Source organism: Prevotella sp. lc2012 (assembly GCF_900107065.1).
Classification (GTDB): Bacteria; Bacteroidota; Bacteroidia; order Bacteroidales; family Bacteroidaceae; genus Prevotella.
On the sequence record NZ_FNUF01000003.1, the window covers coordinates 326,349 to 352,808 of the forward strand.

The 26,460-nt window shown below is 52.6% G+C and carries 17 protein-coding genes; 7 read left to right on the top strand and 10 right to left on the bottom strand.

Annotated elements, in window-relative coordinates:
- The 3 genes from BLU99_RS08015 to BLU99_RS08025 are packed head-to-tail and all read left to right on the top strand — an operon-like array spanning nt 1 to nt 3,127.
- Nucleotides 1-996 carry an NAD(P)H-dependent glycerol-3-phosphate dehydrogenase gene (locus tag BLU99_RS08015; protein WP_091900906.1) on the top strand — a complete coding sequence of 332 codons (996 nt, stop codon included), beginning with the start codon at nt 1-3 and terminating at the stop codon, nt 994-996.
- 47 nt (nt 997-1,043) lie between these two features.
- Nucleotides 1,044-2,396 carry a glucose-6-phosphate isomerase gene (locus BLU99_RS08020; RefSeq protein WP_091900907.1) on the top strand — a complete coding sequence of 451 codons (1,353 nt, stop codon included), beginning with the start codon at nt 1,044-1,046 and terminating at the stop codon, nt 2,394-2,396.
- Nucleotides 2,396-3,127 carry an HAD family hydrolase gene (locus tag BLU99_RS08025; protein WP_091900908.1) on the top strand — a complete coding sequence of 244 codons (732 nt, stop codon included), beginning with the start codon at nt 2,396-2,398 and terminating at the stop codon, nt 3,125-3,127. The genes BLU99_RS08020 and BLU99_RS08025 overlap by 1 nt, the downstream gene beginning before the upstream one ends.
- Before the next feature lie 17 nt (nt 3,128-3,144).
- On the opposite strand, the gene BLU99_RS08030 is transcribed toward BLU99_RS08025, so the two are convergent.
- Entirely contained in the window at nt 3,145-3,696 is a 552-nt protein-coding gene (locus BLU99_RS08030) for a DUF4738 domain-containing protein (RefSeq protein WP_091900909.1), read from the bottom strand.
- A 296-nt stretch (nt 3,697-3,992) separates the two neighbouring features.
- Between BLU99_RS08030 and BLU99_RS08035 the strand changes: the two genes are divergently transcribed.
- The 3 genes from BLU99_RS08035 to BLU99_RS08045 are packed head-to-tail and all read left to right on the top strand — an operon-like array spanning nt 3,993 to nt 6,681.
- Nucleotides 3,993-4,679 carry a DUF4230 domain-containing protein gene (locus BLU99_RS08035; RefSeq protein ID WP_091900910.1) on the top strand — a complete coding sequence of 229 codons (687 nt, stop codon included), beginning with the start codon at nt 3,993-3,995 and terminating at the stop codon, nt 4,677-4,679.
- Between the two features lie 12 nt (nt 4,680-4,691).
- Nucleotides 4,692-5,294 (top strand): DUF4230 domain-containing protein, encoded by a 603-nt coding sequence (locus BLU99_RS08040; RefSeq protein WP_091900911.1) that lies wholly within the window; start codon nt 4,692-4,694, stop codon nt 5,292-5,294.
- A 37-nt stretch (nt 5,295-5,331) separates the two neighbouring features.
- Nucleotides 5,332-6,681, top strand: a complete 1,350-nt coding sequence (locus BLU99_RS08045; RefSeq protein WP_091900912.1) for an alanine/glycine:cation symporter family protein — start codon at nt 5,332-5,334, stop codon at nt 6,679-6,681.
- A gap of 35 nt (nt 6,682-6,716) precedes the next feature.
- Here the strand turns inward: BLU99_RS08045 and tsaA are convergent, their stop codons facing one another.
- Nucleotides 6,717-7,400: a tRNA (N6-threonylcarbamoyladenosine(37)-N6)-methyltransferase TrmO gene (gene tsaA, locus BLU99_RS08050; protein ID WP_091900913.1), complete on the bottom strand. Its 684-nt coding sequence runs from the start codon at nt 7,398-7,400 to the stop codon at nt 6,717-6,719.
- 109 nt (nt 7,401-7,509) lie between these two features.
- Between tsaA and BLU99_RS08055 the strand changes: the two genes are divergently transcribed.
- Nucleotides 7,510-9,264: a sensor histidine kinase gene (locus tag BLU99_RS08055; RefSeq protein ID WP_091900914.1), complete on the top strand. Its 1,755-nt coding sequence runs from the start codon at nt 7,510-7,512 to the stop codon at nt 9,262-9,264.
- 83 nt (nt 9,265-9,347) lie between these two features.
- Here BLU99_RS08055 and BLU99_RS08060 read toward each other — a convergent pair whose 3' ends face one another.
- From BLU99_RS08060 to BLU99_RS08095, 8 genes are all read right to left on the bottom strand, one after another.
- The gene (locus BLU99_RS08060; RefSeq protein WP_091900915.1) at nt 9,348-10,220 is read right to left on the bottom strand and encodes a sigma-70 family RNA polymerase sigma factor; all 873 of its coding nucleotides are present in this window, start codon (nt 10,218-10,220) and stop codon (nt 9,348-9,350) included.
- A gap of 105 nt (nt 10,221-10,325) precedes the next feature.
- A complete protein-coding gene (locus tag BLU99_RS08065; protein WP_255397501.1) occupies nt 10,326-12,659 on the bottom strand; it encodes a glycoside hydrolase family 31 protein in 2,334 nt (777 codons plus the stop codon).
- A 10-nt stretch (nt 12,660-12,669) separates the two neighbouring features.
- On the bottom strand, nt 12,670-15,132 hold the full coding sequence (locus BLU99_RS08070; protein ID WP_091900917.1) for a glycoside hydrolase family 2 TIM barrel-domain containing protein: 2,463 nt from the start codon (nt 15,130-15,132) through the stop codon (nt 12,670-12,672).
- Nucleotides 15,129-18,119 (bottom strand): TIM-barrel domain-containing protein, encoded by a 2,991-nt coding sequence (locus tag BLU99_RS08075; protein WP_091901141.1) that lies wholly within the window; start codon nt 18,117-18,119, stop codon nt 15,129-15,131. Before BLU99_RS08075 ends, BLU99_RS08070 begins: the two co-directional genes overlap by 4 nt.
- Before the next feature lie 22 nt (nt 18,120-18,141).
- On the bottom strand, nt 18,142-21,249 hold the full coding sequence (locus BLU99_RS08080; protein ID WP_091900918.1) for a two-component regulator propeller domain-containing protein: 3,108 nt from the start codon (nt 21,247-21,249) through the stop codon (nt 18,142-18,144).
- A gap of 239 nt (nt 21,250-21,488) precedes the next feature.
- Complete coding sequence (locus BLU99_RS08085; RefSeq protein WP_091900919.1) at nt 21,489-23,114, bottom strand: S41 family peptidase; 1,626 nt, start codon at nt 23,112-23,114, stop codon at nt 21,489-21,491.
- Nucleotides 23,115-23,245: 131 nt separating this feature from the next.
- Nucleotides 23,246-23,884, bottom strand: a complete 639-nt coding sequence (locus tag BLU99_RS08090) for a LuxR C-terminal-related transcriptional regulator (RefSeq protein WP_091900920.1) — start codon at nt 23,882-23,884, stop codon at nt 23,246-23,248.
- An 18-nt stretch (nt 23,885-23,902) separates the two neighbouring features.
- Nucleotides 23,903-26,446: a DUF5686 family protein gene (locus BLU99_RS08095; RefSeq protein WP_091901143.1), complete on the bottom strand. Its 2,544-nt coding sequence runs from the start codon at nt 26,444-26,446 to the stop codon at nt 23,903-23,905.
- Between the last annotated feature and the right edge of the window lie 14 nt (nt 26,447-26,460).

Sequence of the window (26,460 nt, forward strand, 5' to 3'; positions counted from 1 at the left end):
GTGTTTGACTGTGGGAAGATAGCGATTATCGGAGGCGGTAGCTGGGCTACGGCGATTGCCAAGATCGTGGTGGGACATACGCACCACATCGGCTGGTATATGCGACGCGACGACCGTATCGACGACTTCCGTCGACTGGGTCATAACCCGGCCTACCTGACCAGTGTGCACTTCAACATCGACGAGATTGCCTTCGACAGCGACCTGAACCGTATCGCCCAGCAATACGACACACTGGTGTTCGTGACACCGTCACCCTACCTGAAGAGTCATCTGAAGAAGTTGAGAACGCGACTGCGCGATAAGTTCATACTGACGGCCATCAAGGGTATCGTGCCCGACGAGAACCTGGTATGCTCGGAATACTTCCATCAGGTGTACGACGTGCCCTACGAAAACCTGGCATGCATCGGTGGACCGTCGCATGCCGAGGAGGTGGCCATGGACCGTCTGAGTTACCTCACCGTGGGTTGTGCCGACAGAGAGAAGGCACAGGCGTTCTGCGACGTGCTCTCGAGCGATGTGATCAAGACGAAGACATCGACGGACGTGATCGGCATCGAGTACTCGTCGGTACTGAAGAACGTGTATGCCATCGCTGCGGGTATCTGCAGCGGACTGAAATACGGTGACAACTTCCAGGCGGTGCTCATGTCGAACGCCGTACAGGAGATGAGCCGTTTCCTGACAGCCGTACACCCCATCGAGCGTAATCCTTACGACTCGGTGTACCTAGGCGACCTGCTCGTGACGGGCTACTCGAACTTCTCGCGTAACCGCACCTTCGGAACGATGATCGGAAAGGGCTACAGCGTGAAGTCGGCACAGATCGAGATGGAGATGATCGCGGAGGGCTACTTCGGCACAAAGTGCATGAAGGAGATCAACCGTCACTACCATGTGAACATGCCGATACTCGACGCGGTGTATAACATCCTCTACGAGCGAATCTCGCCACAGATAGAGATCAAGCTGCTGACAGACAGTTTCAGATAGCTTATTAACACACAAAATATAACTAAATTCAATAATTTGACGAAACAATGAAGAATATCAGTCTTGACATCACAAAGGCAGCCTGTTTCCTTGAGGCTGGCGCAGTAAAGGCTTTCGAGCCCAAAGTGAAGGCCGCTCAGCAGGCCCTCGAGGACGGAACGTGTCCTGGTAACGATTTCCTGGGATGGCTCCACCTGCCCTCGAGCATCACACCTGCCTTCATCGACGAACTGCAGCAGTGTGCCAACACGCTCCGCGATAACTGCGAGGTGGTGGTGGTGGCCGGCATCGGTGGCTCTTATCTGGGCGCACGTGCCGTCATCGAGGCACTGAGCAACAGCTTCGCTTGGCTGGTGAAGGATCAGAAGAACCCCACCATCCTCTATGCAGGCAATAATATCGGTGAGGACTACCTGTTTGAGCTCACTGAGTATCTGAAGGACAAGAAGTTCGGTGTTATCAATATCTCCAAGAGTGGTACGACCACGGAGACTGCTCTGACATTCCGTCTGCTGAAGAAGCAGTGCGAGGCACAGCGCGGTAAGGACGAGGCCAAGAAGGTGATCGTGGCCATCACAGACGCTAAGCGTGGCGCTGCCCGCTCGTGCGCCGACAAGGAGGGTTACAAGAGCTTCATCATCCCCGACAACGTGGGTGGCCGTTTCTCGGTACTCACACCAGTGGGTCTGCTGCCCATCGCTTGTGCTGGCTTCGACATCAAGGAGTTGGTGGCTGGTGCCCAGGACATGGAGAAGGCTTGTGGTAAGGACGTGCCCTTCGAGGAGAACCCTGCCGCCCAGTATGCCGCCGTGCGCAACGGTCTGTACCAGAACGGTAAGAAGATCGAGATCATGGTGAACTTCCAGCCGAAGCTCCACTTCATGAGTGAGTGGTGGAAGCAGCTCTACGGCGAGAGCGAGGGTAAGGACAAGAAGGGTATCTTCCCCGCCAGCGTCGACTTCACCACCGACCTGCACTCGATGGGCCAGTGGATACAGGACGGCGAGCGCACCATCTTCGAGACGGTGATCAGCGTGGAGGAGCCTGAGAAGAAACTGTTGTTCCCCAGCGACGAGGAGAACCTGGACGGACTGAACTTCCTCGCTGGCAAGCGTGTAGACGAGGTGAACAAGATGGCTGAGTTGGGAACTCGTCTGGCTCACGTCGACGGTGGTGTGCCTAACATCCGTATCACCATGCCGCGCCTGAACGAGCGTTACCTCGGACAGCTGATCTACTTCTTCGAGATCGGTTGTGGCATCAGCGGAAACGTGCTGGGTGTGAACCCGTTCAACCAGCCTGGTGTGGAGGCGTATAAGAAGAATATGTTCGCTCTGCTCGACAAGCCCGGATATGAGGCTGACAGCAAGGCTATCAAAGAACGTCTCGCTGCAGAGTAATGTACGAACTGGCGAAAAAGAAATACTTAGAGGAACACGGCTTTGAGGCACTCCGCCCCAAAGCCGTGCTCTTTGACATGGACGGGGTTCTCTACGACTCTATGCCTAACCATGCCATCGCCTGGCAGGAATCGATGGCGCAACTGGGACTGCAGATGACGGCCGACGATGCGTATGCCACGGAGGGCGCACGTGGCATCGACACGATCCGCGTAATGGTGAGTCTGCAACAGAAACGGGAGATCGACGAGGCGGAGGCACAACGGATGTACGACGTGAAGAGTCGTATATTCCACAGTCTGCCTGAGGCCCCCATCATGCCTGGCATCCTGGAACTGATGGGTAAGATCAAGGCGGCAGGACTACAGATCGGCATCGTGACAGGCAGTGGACAGCGGCCGCTCATCCAACGGATACTCAAGGACTTCGACGGATTTGTGGACGAGGCGCACATCACCACGGCCTACGACGTGAAACGGGGAAAGCCCAATGCTGACCCGTATCTCGTGGGACTGCAGAAGGCGGGAGGACTCATGCCCTACGAGGCTATCGTCGTGGAGAACGCACCGCTGGGCGTAAGGGCCGGCTATGCAGCTCGCATCTTCACCGTGGCCGTGAACACGGGACCGTTGGCCGACGAGATACTGCTTGAGGCGGGGGCGAACCTTCTGTTCCCCTCGATGCAGACGTTCTGCGACCACTGGCACGAGCTGGTGGCCGAAGAGCTATAAAAGAATAAGGTGAAGGATCAGATCTCTTCGTCGTCATCACCGTTGGTGTCCAACTGACTGTCGCGACGGATGGCGACCTCGCCCTGACTGCTCACAGTGACCACCAAGGGGATATACTCATCGGTCTGAGGAAGACACACGCTGCTGGCGAAGACCAGACGAGCACCGTCGACCTTGTCGAAGACAAAACCTTCGAGGATGCCGCCCTCACGATAGTCGCCATCGAGATAGGCATCGAATGTGGATTTGGTAAAACTACGACTGAAGAACACACTGCCGTCGGCACGGATGACACGGAGACTGACATGATTGTCGACATATTTCTGACCCGTCTCGTCGACGGCCATGCGCAGACTGTCGTCGGGGGTACGGTCGATGACCACCTGATAGCTCTTGTCGAGCCACATCACATCCTTGGTCTGGCGATAGGACTGCATCTTAACAGGTCCCTTGGGCTTTGGAGCCTCTGTCGTCGTGACAATGATATCCTTGGTCTCACTCTTCTTTCCTCCGCAGCCCACAAGCACTAACGTGCCTAATACGACTGCCACTAATACGCTATTCTTCATACTGTCTTAGTCTGTTTACTGAGCGCAAAGGTACACCTTTTTTTTATATTACACAAAAAAAGCCCACCTTTTTCGGGGTGGGCCTTTAGGTTCGCTTACCTAAATAAAAAATTAACGAATTATCACTATTTATCACCGTTCTTGATATCAGATTCTTTTATAACAGTAACCACTCTTTTGACGGAAGGAAACCACAAAAAGTTTAATCGTTTTAGAAAAAAACATGCTCGTATTTAATAATTTGACATTTTTTTACTACCTTTGCCTTTGTTTTCGATGTTAAATCAAAACAAAAGATGAAAAAATTCATCCTATCTAGTTTAGTTGTAGTGGCGGTCGTCGCCCTCGTCTCCTGTCAGGGTCATTCAGAACAGGAGAACGGGAGCGGCGACCCCGTCACATCCTACCAGGGAGTGGACACGGTGCCGATGCTCATCATGCAGATACAGAAATGCGCCAGACTCTACACGGCGGAGTATCATGTGCACAAGATCGTGACGCACGACGACGTGCTGCGACTGAAGGGCTCGATCCTGCAGCGCTCGTTCAACATACCGCTGCCGTTGGGCGACAGGAAGATCGCCATTCCCATCGACGCGAAGCTGAAGGCATATATCGACTTAAGCGCGTTCTCAGAGAAGAACATCGAGCGCCATGGAGAGAGGATCACGGTGACACTGCCTGACCCTCAGGTGGTGATGACGAGCTCGAAGATAGACCAGGAGAACATCAAACAGTATGTGGCACTGGCAAGGGCGCACTTCAGCGACAGGGAAATGACGAACTACGAGCAACAGGGACGGGCGGCCATCATAGAGAGCATCCCACAACTGGGAATACTCGAGACGGCTCGGGCCAACACGGCGAAAGTGCTGGTACCCATGCTCACGGAGATGGGATTCAAGGAGGAGAACATCACCATCGCCTTCCGCAAACAGTATAACACTGGCGACATGATACAGTTGCTGAAGATGGAGGATTAAAGACAACTCGGTATGAAAGAATTCATGAAGACTTTGAATTTACTCAGGATGGGGTTGGTGCTCTTCGTGGCGGCCCTCCTCATCGTGGCGATCTTCTGGCTGAGGAGTCTGAGCAAGGACAACCATATAGACTTCGGCACAGACGACCAGATAGACGTGACACCCACACAGATACAAAGCATCAAGGCCATCGGCGAATGGGAGTTCCTGGCCGTGAGCACGGAGGAGATGGTGGATACCATACGCAAGGGTTTCCTAAGCAATGACGAGTTGGTGCGTATCTACTACGGAACGGCGCGTCTGGGGGTGAACATGCACCAGGTGGAGCCGGGATGGATCAGAACCAGTGGCGACACAGTGGTGATGACACTGCCGAAGATAGGACTGCTGGACAAGGACTTCATCGACGAGGCGCGCACGAAATCGTTCTACGAAAGCGGCAAATGGAAGCCAGCCGACCGTGAGGCGCTCTACAGGAAGGCCTACGCACGGATGGTGAAGCACTGTATGACGAAAGAGAACATCCGTACGGCGGAGTTGAACGCCCAGAGACAGATGGAGAACATGATGCGCTCAATGGGGTTCAACCATATCGCCATCACATTCAAGAAATAGAAACGACAACCACGAACAACCAACATAAGACTAGATAATGCAATGCCTGAATGATTTCCTGACGGAGGTGAGCGGACTGCTCTGGGGATGGCCGATGATCATCCTGTTGCTGGGCACACACTTGTTTCTGACCATCCGTCTGCGATTCCCACAGAGACATATCTTCAAGGCCATACGACTGTCAGTAAAGAGAGACCCTGACGCCACAGGCGACGTGTCGCAGTTCGGGGCCCTGGCCACGGCACTGGCGGCCACCATCGGCACTGGTAACATCATTGGTGTGGCCACGGCCATTGCCCTGGGAGGTCCTGGGGCCGTTCTATGGTGCTGGCTGACGGGTGTATTCGGCATCGCCACGAAATACGCAGAGGGACTGCTCGCCATCAAGTATCGCGTGAAGACCAAGAACGGAAAGATGCTGGGCGGTCCGATGTATGCTCTAGAGCGTGGACTGGGTTGGCGATGGCTCGCCATCCTTTTTGCAGTCTTCACGGCCTTAGCAGCATTCGGCATCGGCAACACGGTTCAGGCAAATGCCATCGCTACGGTGGCTCAGGAGTCGTACGGGGTGTCGCCTTACATCACAGGAGCCATCGTATGTCTGCTCACGGGGGCCGTGGTGCTTGGAGGTGTAAAGAGCATCGCCCGTGTGTGTGGGATGCTCGTGCCTGTGATGGCATTCTTCTACGTGGCAGGCTGTTTGTATATTCTCTTCGTGAATGCGGACTATCTGGGGGCTGCGCTCCGCATGATCGTGTTGTCGGCCTTCAGTCCGGAAGCGGCAGGCGGCGGTTTCGTAGGCTCGACGGTGATGATGGCCGCTCGCTTCGGCATAGCCAGAGGCTTGTTCTCGAACGAGTCGGGCATGGGATCAGCTCCCATTGTGGCAGCCGCGGCACAGACCAAGAACCCTGTGCGACAAGCGCTCGTCTCGTCGAGCGGCACATTCTGGGACACGGTGGTGATATGCGCCCTCACAGGACTGGTAATCGTGAGCAGCGTGATCGCATACCCTGATATCGACTTCTCCAACGGGGCCACTCTGACGAAGGCGGCCTTCTCGAAGATACCTTATGTGGGAACGCCCCTACTGACGTTCGGACTGCTGACGTTCTCGTTCTCGACCATCCTCGGATGGTGCTACTACGGCGAACGGGCCGTCGAGTATTTCAAAGGAAGACAATGGGTCAAGGGCTATCGCGTGATCTATATAACGGCCGTTTTCGTGGGTAGCGTGATGAACCTCGCACTGGTATGGAACCTGGCCGACTGCATGAACGCACTTATGGCCATACCCAATCTGATATCTCTATTGTGTCTCAATGGCATCATTGTCCACGAGACGCGCAAATACCTCTGGAAAGGAAGACTGGATAAGGCGATGTAACAGACTCGTCAGATCTGTTTGTTACGATCGATTCGTCAGAGTCTGACGCACTCAACGACGGTCAAAACGTCGCCCAAGACCTTGAAACGGACGTCAAGGTTGAGGAAGGGCATGCCATAGACACGCTCAGGATCGTCGTGGTACTGAGGACGGGGGTCTTGTGCCAGCGTGGCCTTTAGCACCGCCAAATCGGCAGATGAGAACAAGGTGGCCACAGCATCGGGCACACAGACCTGCAGTTCGCGCCAGACCTCACGATCGACGAAGCCACTGCGAGCATCGGGGTGGGCATCAGCATAGGCGACATAGGGTTTGATGTCGTAGATAGGGGTTCCATCCATCAGGTCAGCACCTCGCACATGGATTACGGGACCGAGATGGGGATTATCCTCCACCCTATCGAGACGAACACAAGAGAGTCCGAGGTTATTGGGACGGAAGGGGGAACGGGTGGCAAAGACACCCATACGACGGTTGCCACCCAGACGCGGGGGACGGACGGTGAGGCGCTGGGCGGAGGCTTTGTGACCGTTCTCTGAGAATTCCCAGATGAGCCACAGGAAATCGAAATCCTCAAGTCCTCTGACGGCCTCCGCCTGACGATAGTCTGGGGTAAAGACGATACGTCCCGGCAAGTCACTGACGAGGCCACTCTGACGGGGAATGCCGAACTTCGACTTCAACGGAGAGTGGAAATGGGCTATGGGACGGATTTCCATGAGTGGCCAAAATTACGGTAAATTATGGAGAAAGAGAAAAAAAATTCCGATTTTCCTTCTCTCTTTAAAATATTTTTGTATTTTTGTCCCAACAATCTAAGGAAAAATTATGAGAAAGGTACTACTATTAGCCTTATTGACGTTGTGCCTTAACATCGAGAGTGCAGGTGTGGATCGCACGAAGGATGCGGTTTATCTGGCCTTGCGCGACTCCGTTCATCATTCTTTCAATGATGGCGACTGTGACCGTTTCTTTCATGCCGTGAGTAAACTGGAGGATTACCTACTTAGTCAGAACGACCTGCACGAGTATTACACCCAGCGGTGTAATGAAATCGTCTTCCTCATGAATCAACAGAAGATCTATGAGGCATACAGGAAAGCCAGACAGCTATCGAAGGAACTGAGGGAGCGTAAGCTCGATAAAGAGATGTATATGGCCGTCAACATGATGGGACATATCAACAGATACTGTGGTAACAACGAGGCGGCCAAACAATGTTTCTACCAAGTTATCGACATGATGGAGAAGGAGGGCTATCAAGCCAGTATACCACCCATCTACATGAACATCGTCAATGTGGAAATCGGCGACGACCCAGAGGAGGCTCAGCTGCTGATGGACAAGGCCAAGAAGATTGCTGAGGAATACGCACCAGAGAGGGTGTTCGACATCGAGACGCGTAAGTCGGTAAGCTACTTCAATAATGGCGACATCAAGACCTTCTTGAAAGGCTACCAGGCATACAGGGAGGGCGTGGCGAAAGGACTGTCATCTGTACACGGCCGACTGATGGAGGTCTATTACCTCGCTGCACAAGGACGTACGGACGAGGCGGTGAAGATGGCCAAGGAGGAATTGAGTGACGACGGCTACGATGTCATCACGATGATCTACGAGAAGGCGGGACGATGGAAAGATGCCTATCAGACACTGAGGAAGGGTAATGTGGTCAACGATTCCATCGACAACGTGGTGCTAATCAACAGCATGCAGGGTATCGAGGACGAGATGGAGCTCTACGAGGCCAAACGACAGACTGATCGGAACAGGTTCCTCGGACTATCGCTGATCATCCTACTCTTGCTATTACTCTCGGCTGCCCTCACCTACATCGTACTGGCACGTCGTCGCCACATGAGCCAGTTGAAGAGTGCCTACAACCACGCCTTAGAGTCGGACAAGATGAAGACGGCCTTCATACAGAACGTGAGTCACGAGGTGCGCACCCCCCTGAACATCATCAGTGGCTTTGCCCAGGTGATCGCCGACCCAGAGTTGGCCCCTAGCACCAAGGATCGTCAGGAGATTGCGAAGATGATGCGCAAGAACACGAAACTCATCACTTCGCTCGTCGATGAGATGCTGATGCTTTCGCTTAATGAGGCTGAGGGCAATGCCAGAAAGGACGACAAGGTCGAGGTGAACGACTTGCTGCGCGACCTGTTGCAGGAGAACCAAAGTATCGTCCAGTACGGGGTAGCGCTGCACTTTGAGACTCAGGTGGATGATGACTTCGCATTCATGACCAACGAGAATATGCTGAAGAATATCGTTAACGCCCTGATTGACAATGCCGCCAAGAACACGGAGAAAGGCTCGATCACCCTGAAGGCCGACGCCAACGAAGAGGTGTTCACGCTCACCGTTGAGGACACTGGCTGTGGCATACCGCCCAACGAGGCCGAACGTGTATTCGAACGGTTCGTGAAACTCAATACGTTCAAGGAAGGTATCGGACTGGGGCTGTCACTCTGTAGGACGCTCGCAGAACGACTGAGTGGTAGCATCCGACTGGACACCACCTACACCCAAGGGGCGCGCTTCGTCGTCACGATTCCCATCCCTGTCGTACAGGATTAGACAAAGGCCCGTAAGAGTTATCGTAGCAGGAGAGAGAGATGATATGAGGCCAACAAAAAATCCCACCGTCTGGTGGGATTATTTTATCCAAGATATTTCATCAGGATTTTCGCATGCCCGCTGTCGTGCAGCTTGGCGATGCTCTTCTCACGGATCTGGCGCACACGCTCACGGGTCAAGCCCATCTCGGCACCAATCTCCTCCAGACCACGCTCCTGACAACCAATGCCGAAACACTCCTTGACAATCTTCAGCTCACGGTCTTTCAACACGTTGCGAAGCACATTGTCCAAGTCGGATGTCAGCGACTCGTAATCGACATGCTTGTCTGTACGCGAGTCCTCACCAGAGCTGAGCATGTCAGCCATAGAATTGTCGTCGTCCTCGCCAAAGGGCGCGTCAATACTCATGTGGTGACTGTCTGCTTTAGCGGTCTGCTCAATTTTCGACTCATCAATCTGAGTCAGTTCTGCCAACTCTGTCACAGAGGGGCGACGCTGATGAATCTGCTCGAAACGGTTAATCTCTTGATTAATCTTGCTCAGGGCTCCACTCTGGTTCAACGGAAGACGTACAATACGACTCTGCTCCGCGATAGCCTGCAGGATGCTCTGGCGAATCCACCATACGGCATAAGAGATAAACTTAAATCCGCGCGTTTCGTCAAACTTCTCAGCAGCTTTTACCAGTCCGATATTTCCCTCGTCAATCAGGTCGGTCAGTGTCAGACCCTGATGCTGATACTGCTTGGCTACGGAAACGACGAAACGGAGGTTGGCTGTCACCAGACGCTCCTTCGCACGCTCACCCTCAGGACCACCCCTACGGATAGCCTGGGCCAATTCAATCTCCTCATCAATGGTCACAAGGGGCTGACGACCGATCTCTACAAGGTATTTATCAAGTGCTTCACTCGATCGGTTGGTAATGCTCTTTTGAATCTTTAATTGCCTCATATAATCCTTGTTACTCTGAAAAAGTGCGCAAAAGTACAAAAAAAATCGACAAGTTTCGCTTTTCTACCGCTACGATACGTATTATTTATATTTATTTAACCAAAATCACTGTTCTATAGTCTCAATATGAGGATATCCTGGCTTAAAAATGTAACCTTTACAGGTTTTTGCCGTCGCCTTGTAGACTTTCAGTTCGATCGCATTCCAGTCGATTTCATCAGTACACTGCGCCAAGGGAGCATGGGGTATCAGGGAGCCGTCGCGCACAAGGATGACTGCCGGGATCTCACCAGCCTCGATAGTCTGATAACCACTCTCATAGATCTTCCCACTCTGGTAGTCGATCCACTTGTCACCACCCATAGAGGGAAGGTAAACCGTACGACTATTACCCGACTCCAGAAGTGGTGCCACGAGAATCTGAGAACCGAACATATACTCGTCCTCGACAAGCCAGGCACCCTGATCGTGGGGGAACTCCACTAGTAGAGCACGTACCATCGGAAGACCACGCTCGGAACAATCCTTCGCTTGGGCATAGACATATGGCATCAGTTTATACTTCATCTCTGCACAAGCACGGAAAGCATCGGTGAAACTCTCACTGATGAGCCAGGGTTCAGTAGGAGGCGCACCATGGGCACGGGTATGGCTGGAGAGGAAGCCAAAAGGCAGCCAACGGCGATAGATATCCTCTGGCGAGGCCGTCACGAAACCACCCATGTCGTGGCTCCAGAAGGAGAAACCGCTCAAGCCGAACGAAAGCCCGCCTCGTAGGTCGCCCAGCATACCTGTGTTCGTGGTGGCAGCATCCCCTCCCCAATGAAGGGCATAACGCTGGGATCCTGCCCATGCCGAGCGTGCCCAAATGATACCCTCACCAGGATGATGTCGCTCTACCACCTCCCAAAGGGCTTTATTATAGCGCAGAGGATAGAGGTTATGTTCGTAGAGACCGCCTTTACCACTATAATAGAAACCGTTATAGGGAGCAGCCTCGCCAAAATCGCACTTGATGGTGGAGACACCCTGCTTCAGAAGTCCTTCAATCTTCTGCTGGTACCAGTCGACCGTCTCTGGATTGGAGAAGTCGAGGATGGCATCCTCGACGGGCATACCACCTGCTGCGTTTTTCACATGCATACCTTTTTCGATAATCTCAGGGAAGAAGCGGTTCTTCGGGGTGAAATAAGGCAACTGCCACAGACAGGTATGGAAGCCATCCTTCGAGAGTTGTCTGAGCATCTTCACGGGATCTTTGAAACGATCCTTGGCAAATTGGTAGTCACACTGCCAATCGACGCCAAACCAGCCGGTATCGAAATGGATGACGTCAGAAGGGATGCGATGGGCACGCAACTGACGAGCGATCTCCAGTCCCTCCTCCTGTGAGAAATAGGTGATACGACTCATCCACGTACCAAAGCTCCACAGAGGAAGCATAGGCGATTTTCCCGTGATATTCGTGTACTCATCAAGTATCTCCTTAGGTTCGCCGAGGAACACGAAGATATCCATCTGCTCATCATCCATGAACAGGCGGTCGGCACCGATATAGGATGTCCCGAAGTCGCAAGTCACAGGAGCCGATGTATGCATGAAGATGCCATAGCCACGATTCGAGAAGAAGAAAGGCACGGGTTTATACTGTCCATCCGTCTCAGGTCCCTGAGGATCAGTCACACTGAGGTGCACTTTTTGTCCCACCTTATTTAAAGAGGTGAACGACTCACCGCATCCATAGATACGCTCGCCAGGAGCCAGCGTGAGCACGGGATTAACGCTACGAGAATTGTCGGAACCTCGTTTGATAAACGAGAAGGGCAGCAGTTTCACTTGACTCGAATCGTTGTCGATCAGATGGCGTGTCTGTGTGAGTAGCCTACCCTTCGCATCTCTCACCACGAGGCGCCACGGGTATTTTTGGATCTCGACGGAACCATAGTCACTACGATATACAACCCTCTTTGCATCCTGCGAGCCTTTCCACTTCGCACCCTGCGTCCTGTTTTTGAACCCATCACAAAACATCACATCGTCGGTATCCGCGCTCTTGTCCTCTACAGGAGTTGTCAGCATGCGGATGCGAACAGTCCTGGGTGTGATAAACTCGATACTGATCCTCAACTCGGGGTCATTCTCATAAGCTGCATCAGGAAAGTCTAACATCTGCATCCGCACAGGCCAATAGCCGTTCAGATTAAAGGCCTGACGAGGCGACAATCTGTAACGTTTCCACTGCACCAATCCCTCACCCCTCACCACATCGAAGTCAACGAGTGAGTCAGCAAGGAAATAGGTGTTTGACAGATCATAGAAGTCTGTCGATACATCCTTCTGCATCGCCTGTAAATACTGTACACCAGCATTCGTCTGTATCTGAGCATAAGCAGCCGTCATACTGCCAAGCATCCATATCGCACATAAAACTTTTCTCATCTTTATATATTTATATCTTATTTCCGACAGTAAATGTGACTACACCAGGCTGCAACGTGGCCGACTTGGCCGTGATGGAGCCATTGCCTGTAGCCACCACCATGCACTTACCGAAGAAAGCCTTGCGATGGGGCGTTGGAAGGCGACCGTCGACAGACGGAACAACGCGAAATCTATCCATCGAGGTCTGACAGCCGTTGTCTGTTCCCAGCACCTCACCATCACCCTCATAAATGAAACAGATCTGATCCTCTGCCCAAGGACAGAGGTTACCATCCCTATCCACCACCTCGGCCATGATGAATATGGTCGATTGCCCCTGATAGTCGACAGACAGTCGGATATGATCAGGTGCGCCAGCCGTCTTGATGATCTGCTCGCATACCACCTTCCCGTCTTTCCGCGATACAGCCTTCACCTCACCAGGATCAAATGTCACACGCCATCCCACATGATACGCTGTACAGAGAGGATCATCCTTGCTGGCGGTCTTCCTCTTCACACCCTGGCTCTTGCCATTGACGAATAGTTCCACTTCATCGGCATTATTGTAGTAGCACCACATATCAATCTCATCGCCAGGCACCCAGTTCCAGTGGGGAAAGAGATGCAGCACGGGCTTGGTGGTCCACTCACTCTGATACATATAATAGGTATCCTTGGGGAAGCCGGCGAGGTCGATCAGTCCGAAATACGAGCTACGAGCAGGGAAGCCATAGGGCGTAGGTTCACCGATATAATCGAAGCCCGTCCAAATGAACTGTCCACCCACATAAGGTGTGTGCTTCACCACGTCCCACGTCTCCTCGTGCGTCGAGCTCCACGAGGCATGCATGTTATCGTAGGCCGAGCACATATACGACGGATCGGTATAAGGCAACCACCACTCCTTCGGCGCTACATAGACAGAGTCGGAGGGCATCATATAGTTGCCTCGTGTCTGTAGGGCGCTCACACTCTCGGAGAAGATAAAGGGCTTACCAGGGAAGTTCTGGGGCACATCCCTCACCCACTGGTGGTGGTAGTTAAAGCCGATGATGTCGATAGCACCACTCTTGAAAAGGTGGTTGTTGGGCGAGGGCTCGTTGCAGCCAGCCGTGATGGGACGCGAAGTGTCGTAGCGTTTCACGATCTCAGCAAGGTGCTGGGTGAGTAGGCTCTGCACCGAGAGCTCGCCGTCCTTGGCCAGCGTCGACTCATCATGGCCCGCATTCAGTATCAGGTTAGCCTGCTCGAGAGTCAGCGTGTCGGCCTCAGCCGAGCTCCACTGTTCGAGCACCTCGTTGCCGATGCTCCACATCAGGATCGATGGATGGTTCCTGTCGCGCATGACGAGGTCGGAGAGATCGCGCTCATGCCACTCGTCGAAGAAACGCGCATAGTCGTTCTGTGTCTTCCTGCGTCGCCACATATCGAAGCTCTCGTCCATCACGATGAGCCCCATCGTATCGCACATGTTTAACAATTCAGGGGTTGGGGGATTATGCGAGGAACGGATGGCGTTCACACCCATCGCCTTCAGTTTCGTGAGCTTACGATGCAGGGCATCCTCGTTGAGGGCAGCCCCCAGACAACCGAAGTCATGATGCTCGCACACGCCGTTGAGCTTGAAGTTTTTACCGTTGAGCCAAAAGCCTGTCTGAGGGTCGAAGCGGAAATCACGAAAGCCCGTCGTGGTCTCATAGATATCTACCACCTTTCCTCTCACTTTCACCTCCGTACGCACCTTGTATGTATTAGGGGCATCGCACGACCAGAGCAGGGGTTTGGTAACTGTTATGGTCGACCTCAAACCCCTCGACCTACCGACAACACGTCCGTTGGAATCCAACAGCGTGTTCTCAACTGTCCCCGCACCATCAAGCGATACCCCAATATCGAGACGCCCCTTTCCCTTGACCACACGGGCATCGGCATATACGCCCCAGTGCTTCACGTGGACAGGATGGGTCTGTGTAAGCCACACATGACGATAGATACCACAGCCAGAGTACCAGCGGGAGTTGGGCTGATCGGAGTTGTCGACACGCACGGCCACCACATTCTCCCCCTGATGCACATAGGGGGTGATATCATACTCGAAGGTCGAATAACCATAAGGCCGGAATCCCACCTCCTGTCCATTGACATAGACCGTGGAGTTCATATATACCCCATCGAACTCCAGAAAGAATCGGCTCCCCTTAGGAGACGGATCGGTAGAGATCTGGAAGTGCTTGCGATACCACCCTATCCCACCAGGCAGGGCACCGCCACTTGCGCCACTAGGGTTTCCCACATAAAAGTCACCCTCTATCGCCCAGTCGTGAGGCACATTAAGATGACGCCAAGCGCTATCGTCGTAATCCACCTCCGACATCTGGACAGAGTCGGCCAAAAGAAAAAGCCAGTCAGCATCAAAAATCTGACGCTGACGGGCTTGTATCGTTGTCAGTCCACAAAGGACACAGACAAGACAAAAGAGTCTTCTCATAATTTCACACTAACGGCCTTACCATGATATTGCACGATCTTTCCTTCAGGAGCATCAAGATCCAAAGGCTTCGGAGCGTCCTTAGAGACCAGCACCACATTGAAACGGCGATTCTTCAGCATACCAGGGAAGCTACCCTTACGAGTGCCGAACGATACGGTCTTGGAAGCATCATCATAGGTAATATCGATCGTGGCATACTTCCCCTTCTCGTAATTGTAGTTCGTCCCCTCATCCTCATAAAGTTGGAACGAACCGTCCTGTCCCGCATAGACGTAGAGGTTGATAAGCTCGGCAGACTTCTCGTCGCTCCACTCCATCTCTGGTCCGAAGGGGATGATAGCACCCTCGCGCACGAAGACAGGTATCTGCTCGTAAGGCGCATCAACCACCAGGCGCTGTCCACCATCGACATACTCGTTGGTGTAGAGGTTATACCAACCACACTGCTTAGGGAAGTAGACAGAACGGTTGCGCGCCTTATAATATCCCACAGGACAAGCCATCAGCACAGGTCCGAACATCCACTGGTTTCCGATATTCTCCACCTCACGATCGCCATTGAAGTCCATCACCAATGCACGCATTAAAGTATAATCCTTGAAGTGAGCCCATCCAGCCATCGAGTACAGATAAGGCATCAGACGATAGCGCAGACGATCGTAATAGACGAACGACTTGTAAGCAGGATGCTCGTCAGGAGCGATATTCCATATCTCGCGCAAAGGCCACTGACCATGAGAGCGGAAGAGCGGGATAAAGGTACCAAACTGATTCCATCGTGTCTGCAGTTCGCGCCACTCCTTCAGGTCTTCGTTCTCTACCTTGGTGCGGTCATAGAGTTGTTGGGCAGCCACATAACGGTTCTCCACACAGAATCCGCCCTGATCCATTCCCCAGAAGGGGATACCAGAGATCGAATAATTCAGACCAGCCGTCATCTGAGCACGCATATCCTCCCAACGAGTACCTATATCACCACTCCATGTGGCTGTCGAGAAGCGCTGTTCACCAGCGAAACCGCTACGAGTAAGCAGGAACACACGCGGCTCATTCTTCTTACCCTTCCATACAGAGCGCTGACCATGATAGATGGCATCTGCATTCACTGTCGAATAGGCATTGAAGTATTCTGTGGATGTTCCTAAGGCAGTAGGACCACTGAGCGCCTTACGATACCACATCGGGGTACAGTCGCGCACATTAGGCTCTGAGGCATCCATCCACCAGGCATCGACACCAGGCACGCCATTCTTATTATATTTCGTATACAGGTTCTCGTCCATCTGACGCCAGAACATCTTCCGTGCCCCCTCGTCGTAAGCATCGTAGAAGCCATTCGTATAACCAGGTCCCACCCAGTCGTGGATATCGTCCGTAGGCGACTGGACATACATCCATCCCTTAGCATCCAATTCCTTGTAATGATCTGTATTCACATAGAACTTCGGCCATACGCTGATCATAAAGCGGCCATGCATCGCATGTACGCTGTCAAGCATCGCCTGCGGATCAGGGAAGCGCGAAGCCTCAAACTGATGACTGCCCCACTGGTCCTCTGGCCAGTAGTTCCAGTCTTGTACGATATTGTCAATGGGGATATGACGTTTACGGAACTCTGCCAATGTCCCCTCGATCTCATCAGAGGTTTTGTAGCGCTCCCGACTCTGCCAGAAGCCCAAGACCCACTTGGGATAGAGAGTGGCCTTACCTGTCAGGGTGCGATAGCCTGAAACCACCTGGTCGAGGTTCTCACCAGCAATGAAGTAATAGTCCATATCCTTGGCCATCTCACTCCATACAGAGAGCTGCTCGCGATCCTCCTTGCTACGGGGTTCTGCCACACGCAGACCGCAATAGGCCTCACCACCATCAGGGCGCCACTCTATGCGCAACTGCACCCGCTTGCCTTTTTGCAGCTCGACAGCAAACTTATAGGCATTGGGGTTCCAGGCTGTGCGCCAACGCTCCGGCACCACCTCCTTGCCATCAATATACACCTTCACATAACCAGAGTAGTAAAGGATAAACTGATAAAGTTGTGACTTACCTTTGCACTTACCACAACACTCAGGCTCGATAAAACCTTCGTAGGTGACGTTAGCTCCCAACAGGTTGATACCCTTGGGGAAATTCTTGATCCCCCCCTGATCTGTCTTGAGGGCGATGGCCGATTTCTCTGGCGTACCATATTCATAATAAATGCTGTCCTCATCGCGAACCAGTCGCTTTCCGAGAGCATCGACATAGGTTCCTGTCAGATGACCTTCCTTGCCCGTACGATCATAGAGCTTAAAGGCACGGTTCAGTTGCAGATAATCGTTAGGGTTACCAAAACGGCAGTAGCTATAGCTGTCCCAAAGCAGACCGTAGTTCTTGTTAGAGAGCACAAAAGGTATCGACACCTTGGTGTTATACTGGAACAAATCCTCGTTCTTACCTTTCATATTGAACTCCTCACTCTGGTGCTGACCAAGACCATAAAAAGCCTCATCCTCTGGGCTGTCAAACTTCATCTGCCACGACAAACCATGTTTCTGTTCCTCAGGTACAGTATAGCCCGTTTTCATACCTAACTCGCGCTCAGGCACAGTAAAATCCCAGAACTTCTTGCCATCCTTGGCTTCCTTCAACAATGGTTTGTCGTTGGCATCAAAGAAAGCTACTTCGCCCGTGGCCTTTGACACCACAGCCGTCACGTTCTTGGCTTTAACGACCACCGTCTCGCCCTCTTCGCTCACAGAATAAGACCCTTTAGGAGGAGCTGTTTGCGGCACAATCATCAACGAGGCAGGCTTCTCGGGCAGCACATCCTTCGACGTAGCACGCACCCGGATGATATGGTTGTTAATTACTTCCAGACAGATCACCTTTGCCTGACCTCCGTCAGGACGGATTGTCACACCATGAGCGGTTGTCTGCACCGTTGCCGCTATCATCTCGGCAGTCATCAACAGTGCAGCCGTCATCATCAAAAATTTCTTCATAAAATAATTTCGTAGTTTATAGTTAATCTTTATTCTCTTCTTCATCCATGAGCACAGCTTCCTCAACATCCGCATTCTCTAACGGCAGGGTGATCGTGAACACAGAACCACCTCCGGCATTATTGTCGCCTGTGACAGTACCACCATGAGCCGTCACGATATCCTTCACGACAGAAAGACATACGCCAGGATCATCATCGCTCACCACAGGATCGAACATATGCTCCTTGGCACCCTCTGGCAGTCCGACACCATTATCCGAGATTCGGATAGTACCGTGAGAAGGTGTCTTATCGACAAACACCTTGATGCGGCAGTCCTTAGGCGAGAACATCACCGAGTTGTTCAGCAGGATCTGTACAGCCTGGCCCAACTGCTCACGGTCAAACTCAACCATCAGATCTTGTGCCAAGGGAAAGAACGAGAACTTCAGGCGTTTGCCTGCTGGGGCCTTGAACTGTGCGCACTGCTCTTTCATGAACGCCTGCAGGTCGGCAGGCTCCTTGTGCAGTTCACCGAGTCCCCAAGACTGAGGTTCTGGTTCTGATGCCGTCTCCTGCTCCTGAACGATGCTGTTCTGCATCTGAGCCTTCATCTCATTCATCCACTGTTTCTTCATCATCTCCATGCGTAACTGCTCGCGCTCCATCTGGTCGGCATGGCGACCCAAGAAGCGGCGGCGCCACAGGTAGACACCTAGTCCTACACAGAACAAGAAGAGTAGCAGTATCCAACGGTTACGCAATAGTGGTGGTGTGATGGTAATCTCCAGGGTCGACTCGATGCCTCCCATCGTACCGTCCTCGTTGAGCATCCTCACGTGCAGTGTATAACTGCCATGATGCAGCGACATATAGGTGATATTAGGGTCGTTCTCCTCTGTCTTGATCCAGCGGTCACTGAAGCCTTCGAGCATATAGACGAAACGGGAGGGGTTGTGTATCTCACCTTTGTCGGTAGCCAACTGGATGGTAAAATGATTCTCGTCATAACGCAACGTGAGCTCACGACATTCGTTGAGCGCCTTCTTCAAGATGACACGCCCATCGTACTCCTGTCCGACACCCATCTCTTGTCCAAAGAGCTTCAGCCCACTGAAGATCGGCTTCTCCGTGTTGTCGACATTTGCAACGAGTTTGGGGTTGATGACATCCACGCCTCCAAGTCCACCCACGAGTATAAGACCGTCCTTCGTACAACTGATGGAACGCTGGTTATACGGTCCCTGCTGGAGACCATCCTTATTGCTGAAGCTCCGCACGGAGAAAGTCCACTCGCCATCATCCTCCTTCACGGCTACGACATTCGAGATACCATGCTCCGTCACAACCCACATATTATGCTGGTTATCCTCAACAAGACCCACCACACTGGAGCCGAACAGACCCGTGTTCATATCGAGCATGGTCTGCTTACCCGTCTTCGGATTGACGATACAACAGCCCGCTGTAGAACCATGCCACACCAGTCCACGACTGTCCTCCAACAGACAGGTGGTTGTGGCCATGGCTGCCGGCTGTCCAGGAACAGTAGGTATTGTCATGTTGATGATCTTTCCGCTCACAGGGTTTATCAGCGAGTAGAAAGCAGAATGCCCTACCATCAGCCAACCCTTATTGTTCCATACGGCGGAGGTCATAAAGTTCTCTGGCAGGATGGAGTTATACGAGTTGAAGGTCTCAAACTTTCCCGATCTCAGGTCCAGCTTCTGCACACCGCTACCTAAGGTACCGATCCAGATATTCCCCCACTTATCCTCCGTGACCGACCACACGTTATTATTCAGTAGTCCGCCATCAGCATTCGAAGCCTGGTAATTGTGTATTTGATCACCAGCGATATGTATCAGTCCTCCGTTATAAGTTCCGAGCCATACAGACCCATCCTTGGCTGCACACGATGACACCATGATGTCGGAAGCGAAACCGTTGTGCGCCTTGTCGTAGACCACACTCTCACCTGTCTGCGGGTTATACTTGATCACACCTCTGTTGTCGGAACCCAGCCAGTAGTTACCCAGCATGTCTTCCGCCGTGGTGTTGATATCACCCATCTCGAGGGTGTTGAAGCCCAGAAGCTTCTCGATATACTGGTTCAGACCACTACGGTAGGAGGCGATCCACATACTGCCGTTCTTGTCGAGCAGCAGTCGCTTGACGGTGTTCTCGCTGAGCGAAGTCTGGTCGTACTTATTGTTCAGGAACTGCTTCACCATCTTTGTCTCCGGATCAATCACGAACAAGCCCTCATGGTCGGTAGCCACCCAGAGCCAACCGCGCTGGTCCATGCACACGTCCCACACCTGCAGGTTTTCCGGCAGTGAGCCGATGCCCATAGCATTGAGATAGCCGTTAAGCGAGTTATACCACTTCTTTTCTTTCTGGTGGTAGACGAACACCCTCGTCGATATCACCCAGATATTACTGCGCTTATCCACATAGACATTGTATGCCTGACTCGTCTGTCCACCGTTCTGTCGCATCCAATTGTCCTTCTTCACCACGGTGCCGTTATCACCATCGAGCACCACCAACTCACCGTCGCTGGAAGTAGCTACCAGTCTGTCGCCCCACTCGCCAAACGACGACAGCCAGAACTCCTTAGGCATCTCACCCTCACCATAGCCATATCTGATCAGCTTCAGTTTGTTGTTCTTGGGATTCAGACAGTAGATACCCTCGTCGTAGGTCTTTACCCAGATACGCTTTCTGGAGTCGATATAGAAACGGTCGATACCGCCTTTGATGCGCCACTTGGTCAGCTCCGTCATCGGGTTTCTGTTCACGCGCTCAGTCACGGGGTCGAAGATACTATAGTTCATACCCTGCTTCAGCCACAGTCTGCCCTTGGCATCCTCCCATATTTGGTCCACATAGTTGTTGCGGAGCGTCGTCGTGTCGTTCGGATCAGAGTAATAGGTATGGAAGCGGTAGCCATCGTAGCGGTTCAGTCCGTACGATGTTCCCATCCATATAAAACCTTTGGAATCCTGGAACAGACAGTTGATCGTGGAGTTCGACAGACCGTCGCGCGTATCGAGGCGACGAAACTTCATATCTGGTATCATCGTGGAGCCTGCTGTCATTATCAGGCACCACCCTAGCAGTAAGACGGTCAACAGTTTCTTCATACAAAAAGCATTAGGTCGTTAATTCGCTACAAATTTAGGAATTTTTTGCGAAACGCACAAATAATTAAGAGAAAAAGCGCTTATATATGAGAGAAAATGTGTACCTTTGCACCAGCAAAAACAGGAAAAGACAAACACAAGAGTAATGAATAGTTGATAATAAGTTAGTTAGAAAACATGGAAGCCAAGACTGTCGTGAGACACTCTTGGTTTTTTTGTTCCCCCTGACCACAAAAGACCTATTTTACCTGTGATCTGATATAGTCGAGCAGATAGAGCACTTCGGTCTGGTTGTCGAAATGATAACGCTTATAATCGTCGCAGGTTATCAGAATATCAGGTATTACTTGTTTGGCGTTCGGATCGTTGGCAGGCAGGAACAGTTGCATGGAGTTGGATATCGACCCTTCGAGCTTCGTCCGTGGAAGAGAAAAGTGTGTCACCTCCATATAGGTGTTTGGAGCCTGACCACTGGGAACACCCACGATCTTCGCTCCCATCTTCCATAGGTAGAACATATAATGGAAGGCAGCACTGAACGTGTTGGCATCAGTCAGCACATACACCTGCTTAGGGGTATAGACAGGTCGTCCATTCTGTTTGGCGAGTTTGTCTTTCACACAGCTCATACTACTATTAACGAACTGCGCACGCCGCTCGTCGGTCACCGTCTGAGTCTCCTCGTAGCTCTCATAGAAGGTATAGTCGCCATACTCATAGTCCGCATGGTTCTCGGCATTGAACTGTTCGAGCGTCATGTTGATCTTCTGCAGATAGAGTGGCGACACCAGTCGATAGAAATAGTTCTGGAAGTTTTTCTGCAGATAGTCGTCGCCCCACAGCTGATAGAGTGTAGGTAGCGTGATGGGCGTCCACCCGCCACCATTGCCTCTCAGGTCGATGATCAGGTTCTCGCTCTGGTGATGCTTCATCTGCAGGAGCATCTTCTCAAACTCCTCCGAGAACGACGGCATACTGGCGATGGCCTCGAGGGTGTCAGTAGGCATCTTCTGATGGAACACGTTATCATAGCAGTATTTCAGGTCGTCGTAGAAGTCCATCCCCGTCTGACGCATATATTCTATGTTGTCACGAGCCATGATACTGCTCGCGCGGAAGTACATCGTGTTCTTCTGCTTGTCCACGAAGGCGAATGCCAGGTTATCCGTTGGGAAGCGATGGTCCTGCGTCGTCTTCTCGTTATGCCATTCCTTCCACTGTTCAACGGGGATGGGCGCCAATGGCAGTCGCACAACCTTTCCTTCCGGACTCATCAGATGATAGGTGATGGTATCCTGACGAAGATTCGGAATGATCCTGCCGAGCACCACAGGCTGATGACCGCGCGTACAGATGTTTGCCAACTTACCGATCTCGTTCTCAGCAGGGTACAGCTTCAGCATCTCCTCGCCCAGCACCTTCGTCTGGATGTTCTCAATGGCCATGAGTCTGCTGCCAATCAGGTGCTGGTATTCCCGAGGCAGACGACTGACGATCACACCATCGCCGGCCGCCTTGAAACGGATGGGAACAAGTCTGTCAAAACTCTGTCGCCCTGGATAGTAGATCTGCGTATGACCATCCCTCAGCGGTGCGAGGAAAGCCCTGATGCGCCAACACAGTTCCTCACTACTCGTCACACTGTCTTGTTCCAGATCCCAGAGCGTCTCAGCGGCAGTCCGATGGAAGTACACCTTACCGCCATAATTGGTATAAGGGTCAGGGTGCGTGGTCTCCAGTTGGTGAACGAAACAGCGGAAGTCTGCTACGATGGAGTCATTGGGTAGTTGTGCTTTCACGAGAGTCACTGCCAACAGCATGGTCAGCAGGAGCAGGGCACGTCTGCTCTGTCTTACGTTATTCATATCGTTTCTTTGTTAGTTTAATCATCTTGTCTGTCTTTTAGACCCAGAAAACGATCAAACCCAAACCCCAAAGCCCTGTTTTTTTTGATTTTTTCACAGACCAGCGTCCAGAAACTTCTCTGGCGGACGCGTCAGATATAGTATTCGGCAGCGTCGACCAGACCAGCCCTCAGGGCGTACCTCGTGGCCTCGTGCACCGTGTTCACGCCGATCTTCCTGAAGATGTTCTTTCTGTGTGTGTTCACCGTATGGAAGCTCGAGAAGCGCTTCTCGGCAATCTCCCTGGTGGTCATGCCGAGGGCGATATCCTTCAGAATCTCCAGTTCCGTGGGTGTGAGCTTCACATCCTCCGACGAGTGACTGACCACAGGTGTCAGCAGGATCTCCGTCATACGCTGACAGATATAGCGTTGCCGCCGCATGGCATACTGTATACACTCTCTGATCTCCTGCAGGGGCGACTCCTTCATCAGTACACTGAAACGGGTACTCACAGCAATGGCGCGCCTCACGAACTCCGTCGACAGGTCGACACTGAACAAGATCCAGTGCACCTGTGGGAAGCGCTCGTGCAGGATCTCCAGCTCTTCGATGTCGTTAATATCGAAGAGCGTATAGTCAAGCACTACGACGGCATCGCCCGCCTGCCTCAGTCGTTCGATGAGTTCCGTCTTGTCCGTCGCCTGTTTCCATGCGGCGCCAAGACTGTCGCACAGGTACATCAGTCCTGCCCTTGTGATATCCTGGTTGTCTGCTAATACGATCTGCATACGTTTGATGATTGTTGTTTAGAACGAGGCACGGAAGGTCAGTCTCACGCCATGCTTATGGGCCGTTGGCAACTCGAGATAGTTCAGTCGCCGCACATACTCCACGTGCAGGATCTTGAAGATATTATGCACGCCGAGCGACAGCTCCCAGTAGGGACGGTTCTTGTCCATGATATAACAGCCCTCAGGGAACATCATAAGCACGTCACTGCCCTGGTTCTCGGCCAAGTAGGGGTTATTCTTATCCGTGAGCATACCCCACAGGCATTTCACGCCGATGAACTCGCGCCATTTCAGGCGCTGCAGCAGAGGTATGCGGTTGAATATCTTTCCGTTGAGGTCCCATCGTATCTCGGCCGAGGCATAACGGTCGTTCAGGAACTCCATGTTGTTGATGAGGTTGAACGTCTCGTCCTCAAGGATATACGAGAGGTTGGCCACAGGCATGATAAGCAGCGGATAGGGCACGCGGTCCCATTGAGCGCCGAACTTGATGCGCGCATCAAACTTTCCCCAGTTCATGGGCAGCCACAGACGCTTGTACACCTCACCCTCGGTGAAGTTGTACTTGTACTCGCCCCCTAGCACGTTCTTGAAGCCCATCGTGTGCTGGAGACGGAACACGGGGTTATCGAGGTTCAGCGGCCAACGGTGCTTCTTCGTGTTGATATAGCTCTCGCCAGGAGCATAGCGGAATCCCACCGTCGCTTCCGTATAACGGATATGTCCGAGCTGGCGGTGGTCGGAGAGCCGTTCGAGGGCGATATTGCCGATAGGTGCCACCTCTTCCGTCTTCACGTTGGCAAACCAGTAGGTGCCAAACTCCTGCTCGAAGTCGAAACTGAGCTGCTGACGGTTGTAGAGGAACATCTTGTCGACCTTGCTCCACTTGAACGAGGTGAACATGTTATCCTTGTCCGTACGGATGAACTTATCACTGGGCATGGCCACGTCGCGCATGGTACTGAAGCAGAAGGCCTGTCGCGGGAACTCACGGGGCAGGTATCCCGGCTTGTTAAGCGTCCATGTGATGTCGGCACCGTAGTAGTTCTGGTGGTGCTCCAAGCCATAGGCGTAATAGCCCTTCAGGAAGAGGTGCGGATGCAGGAAGGCCGTCGACTGGGCACTGGCACGCAGGCGCAGCTTATCATAGAAGTTCTGCGACACGATGGTGTTCACAGGTCCGATGTCGACCTTACTGGGGTTGGCCGTCTCGACGAAGTTCTCGATGAGCGACTTGATGCCGAAGACCACGAGCTTGAAACCCTTGATGTTCGACAGGTTCTTCACGAACTGATCCATGTCGTTCTCGCCCTTAGTGAGCTCCACCTGTCGGTACTCGTTCCAGAAGTCGTCGCCCCGCATCTCGGCATAGGCGTCCTTCAGCTCCGTGCGCTTGCCGCGCAACAACTGTTTAGGAATCTCGTCGAAGGCAAAGTCGGTACGACGGTTGGTGCGTATCACCACCACCTTTCCGAGCGACTTCGTCACCTGAAGCTCACAGATCATGTCGTCAACAGAGAGCACCCACTCGCCCGTAGGCAACTTGCTATACTCCTGGAAGCACTGCAGATTATCCACCCAGTTCACCTCACTGGTCTTGGGGATGGTCAGGTTCACGCGTTTCACCTGGTACGACGAGTCGGCCAGCACGAACAACTGTCCGCGGAAGCCCATGTCTATCTGGTTGTTAGGGGTAAAGTCGAGCTGTATGCAGCGCTCGCCGCTGATCTCGAGAGTATCTGTGATATAGAAGCGGTAGAAGGCGATGGCATCACGCCCGATAGGACTGGTGAAGGGATATTGGAACAATCGTACGTTGTCCTCGTAGATATCGATGTCCGTGAACACCTCCTTCAGCACCGACGTGAGGATGTCACCCGTCTGGAAATAGTCGTTCACACCTGAGGAGTTCTCACCCTTGATGATGGTCTTCTCCGTATGCGGATCCTTGCGGTAGAGCTTCTGCGACACCTTCTCCTCCACCGATACGGGCAGGATGAGTTTGTCGTTATACTGACACATCTCCACCTGATTCAGTAGCCACGGGTGTTTCTTAAACATGCCCGTCTCCATGGCCTCCGGCTTCAGGTCGTTCAGTCCCAGCGTGATCTTCTCGTAGTGGTTATACTGGTAGTAGTCGTGCGTCCTGAGATCGCTTTTCTTCTTGGCAGCGATCACTTTCCGCATCAGCTCCACGGCCGGATTATTCTTCCTGCTGTAGCGCGACTTCCGCTTGGAGTTGATCACCACCTCCTTCAGTTTCTTCGTGTCGGGCTTCAGACGTATCACCAGGTGATTGGGTGTGCTCGAGGTGATGGTGATCACCTGCGACACATAGCCCACCGAACTGATGGTCAGTCGCCATCCGTTGTGACGTTCAATCTTGAATTTGCCCTCCGCATTGCTCGGCACGGCCACCTTACCGCGATATACGGCGCTGGCGTAAGGCACAGGTCCACCGTCCGTCGCATCGAGTATCTCACCCGTGATCTGGGCCCGCATGCCCACGACGGTCATCAGCAACACTATAATAATCAGTAAGAATCTTTTATTCTCCAATCTTCTGTCCACTA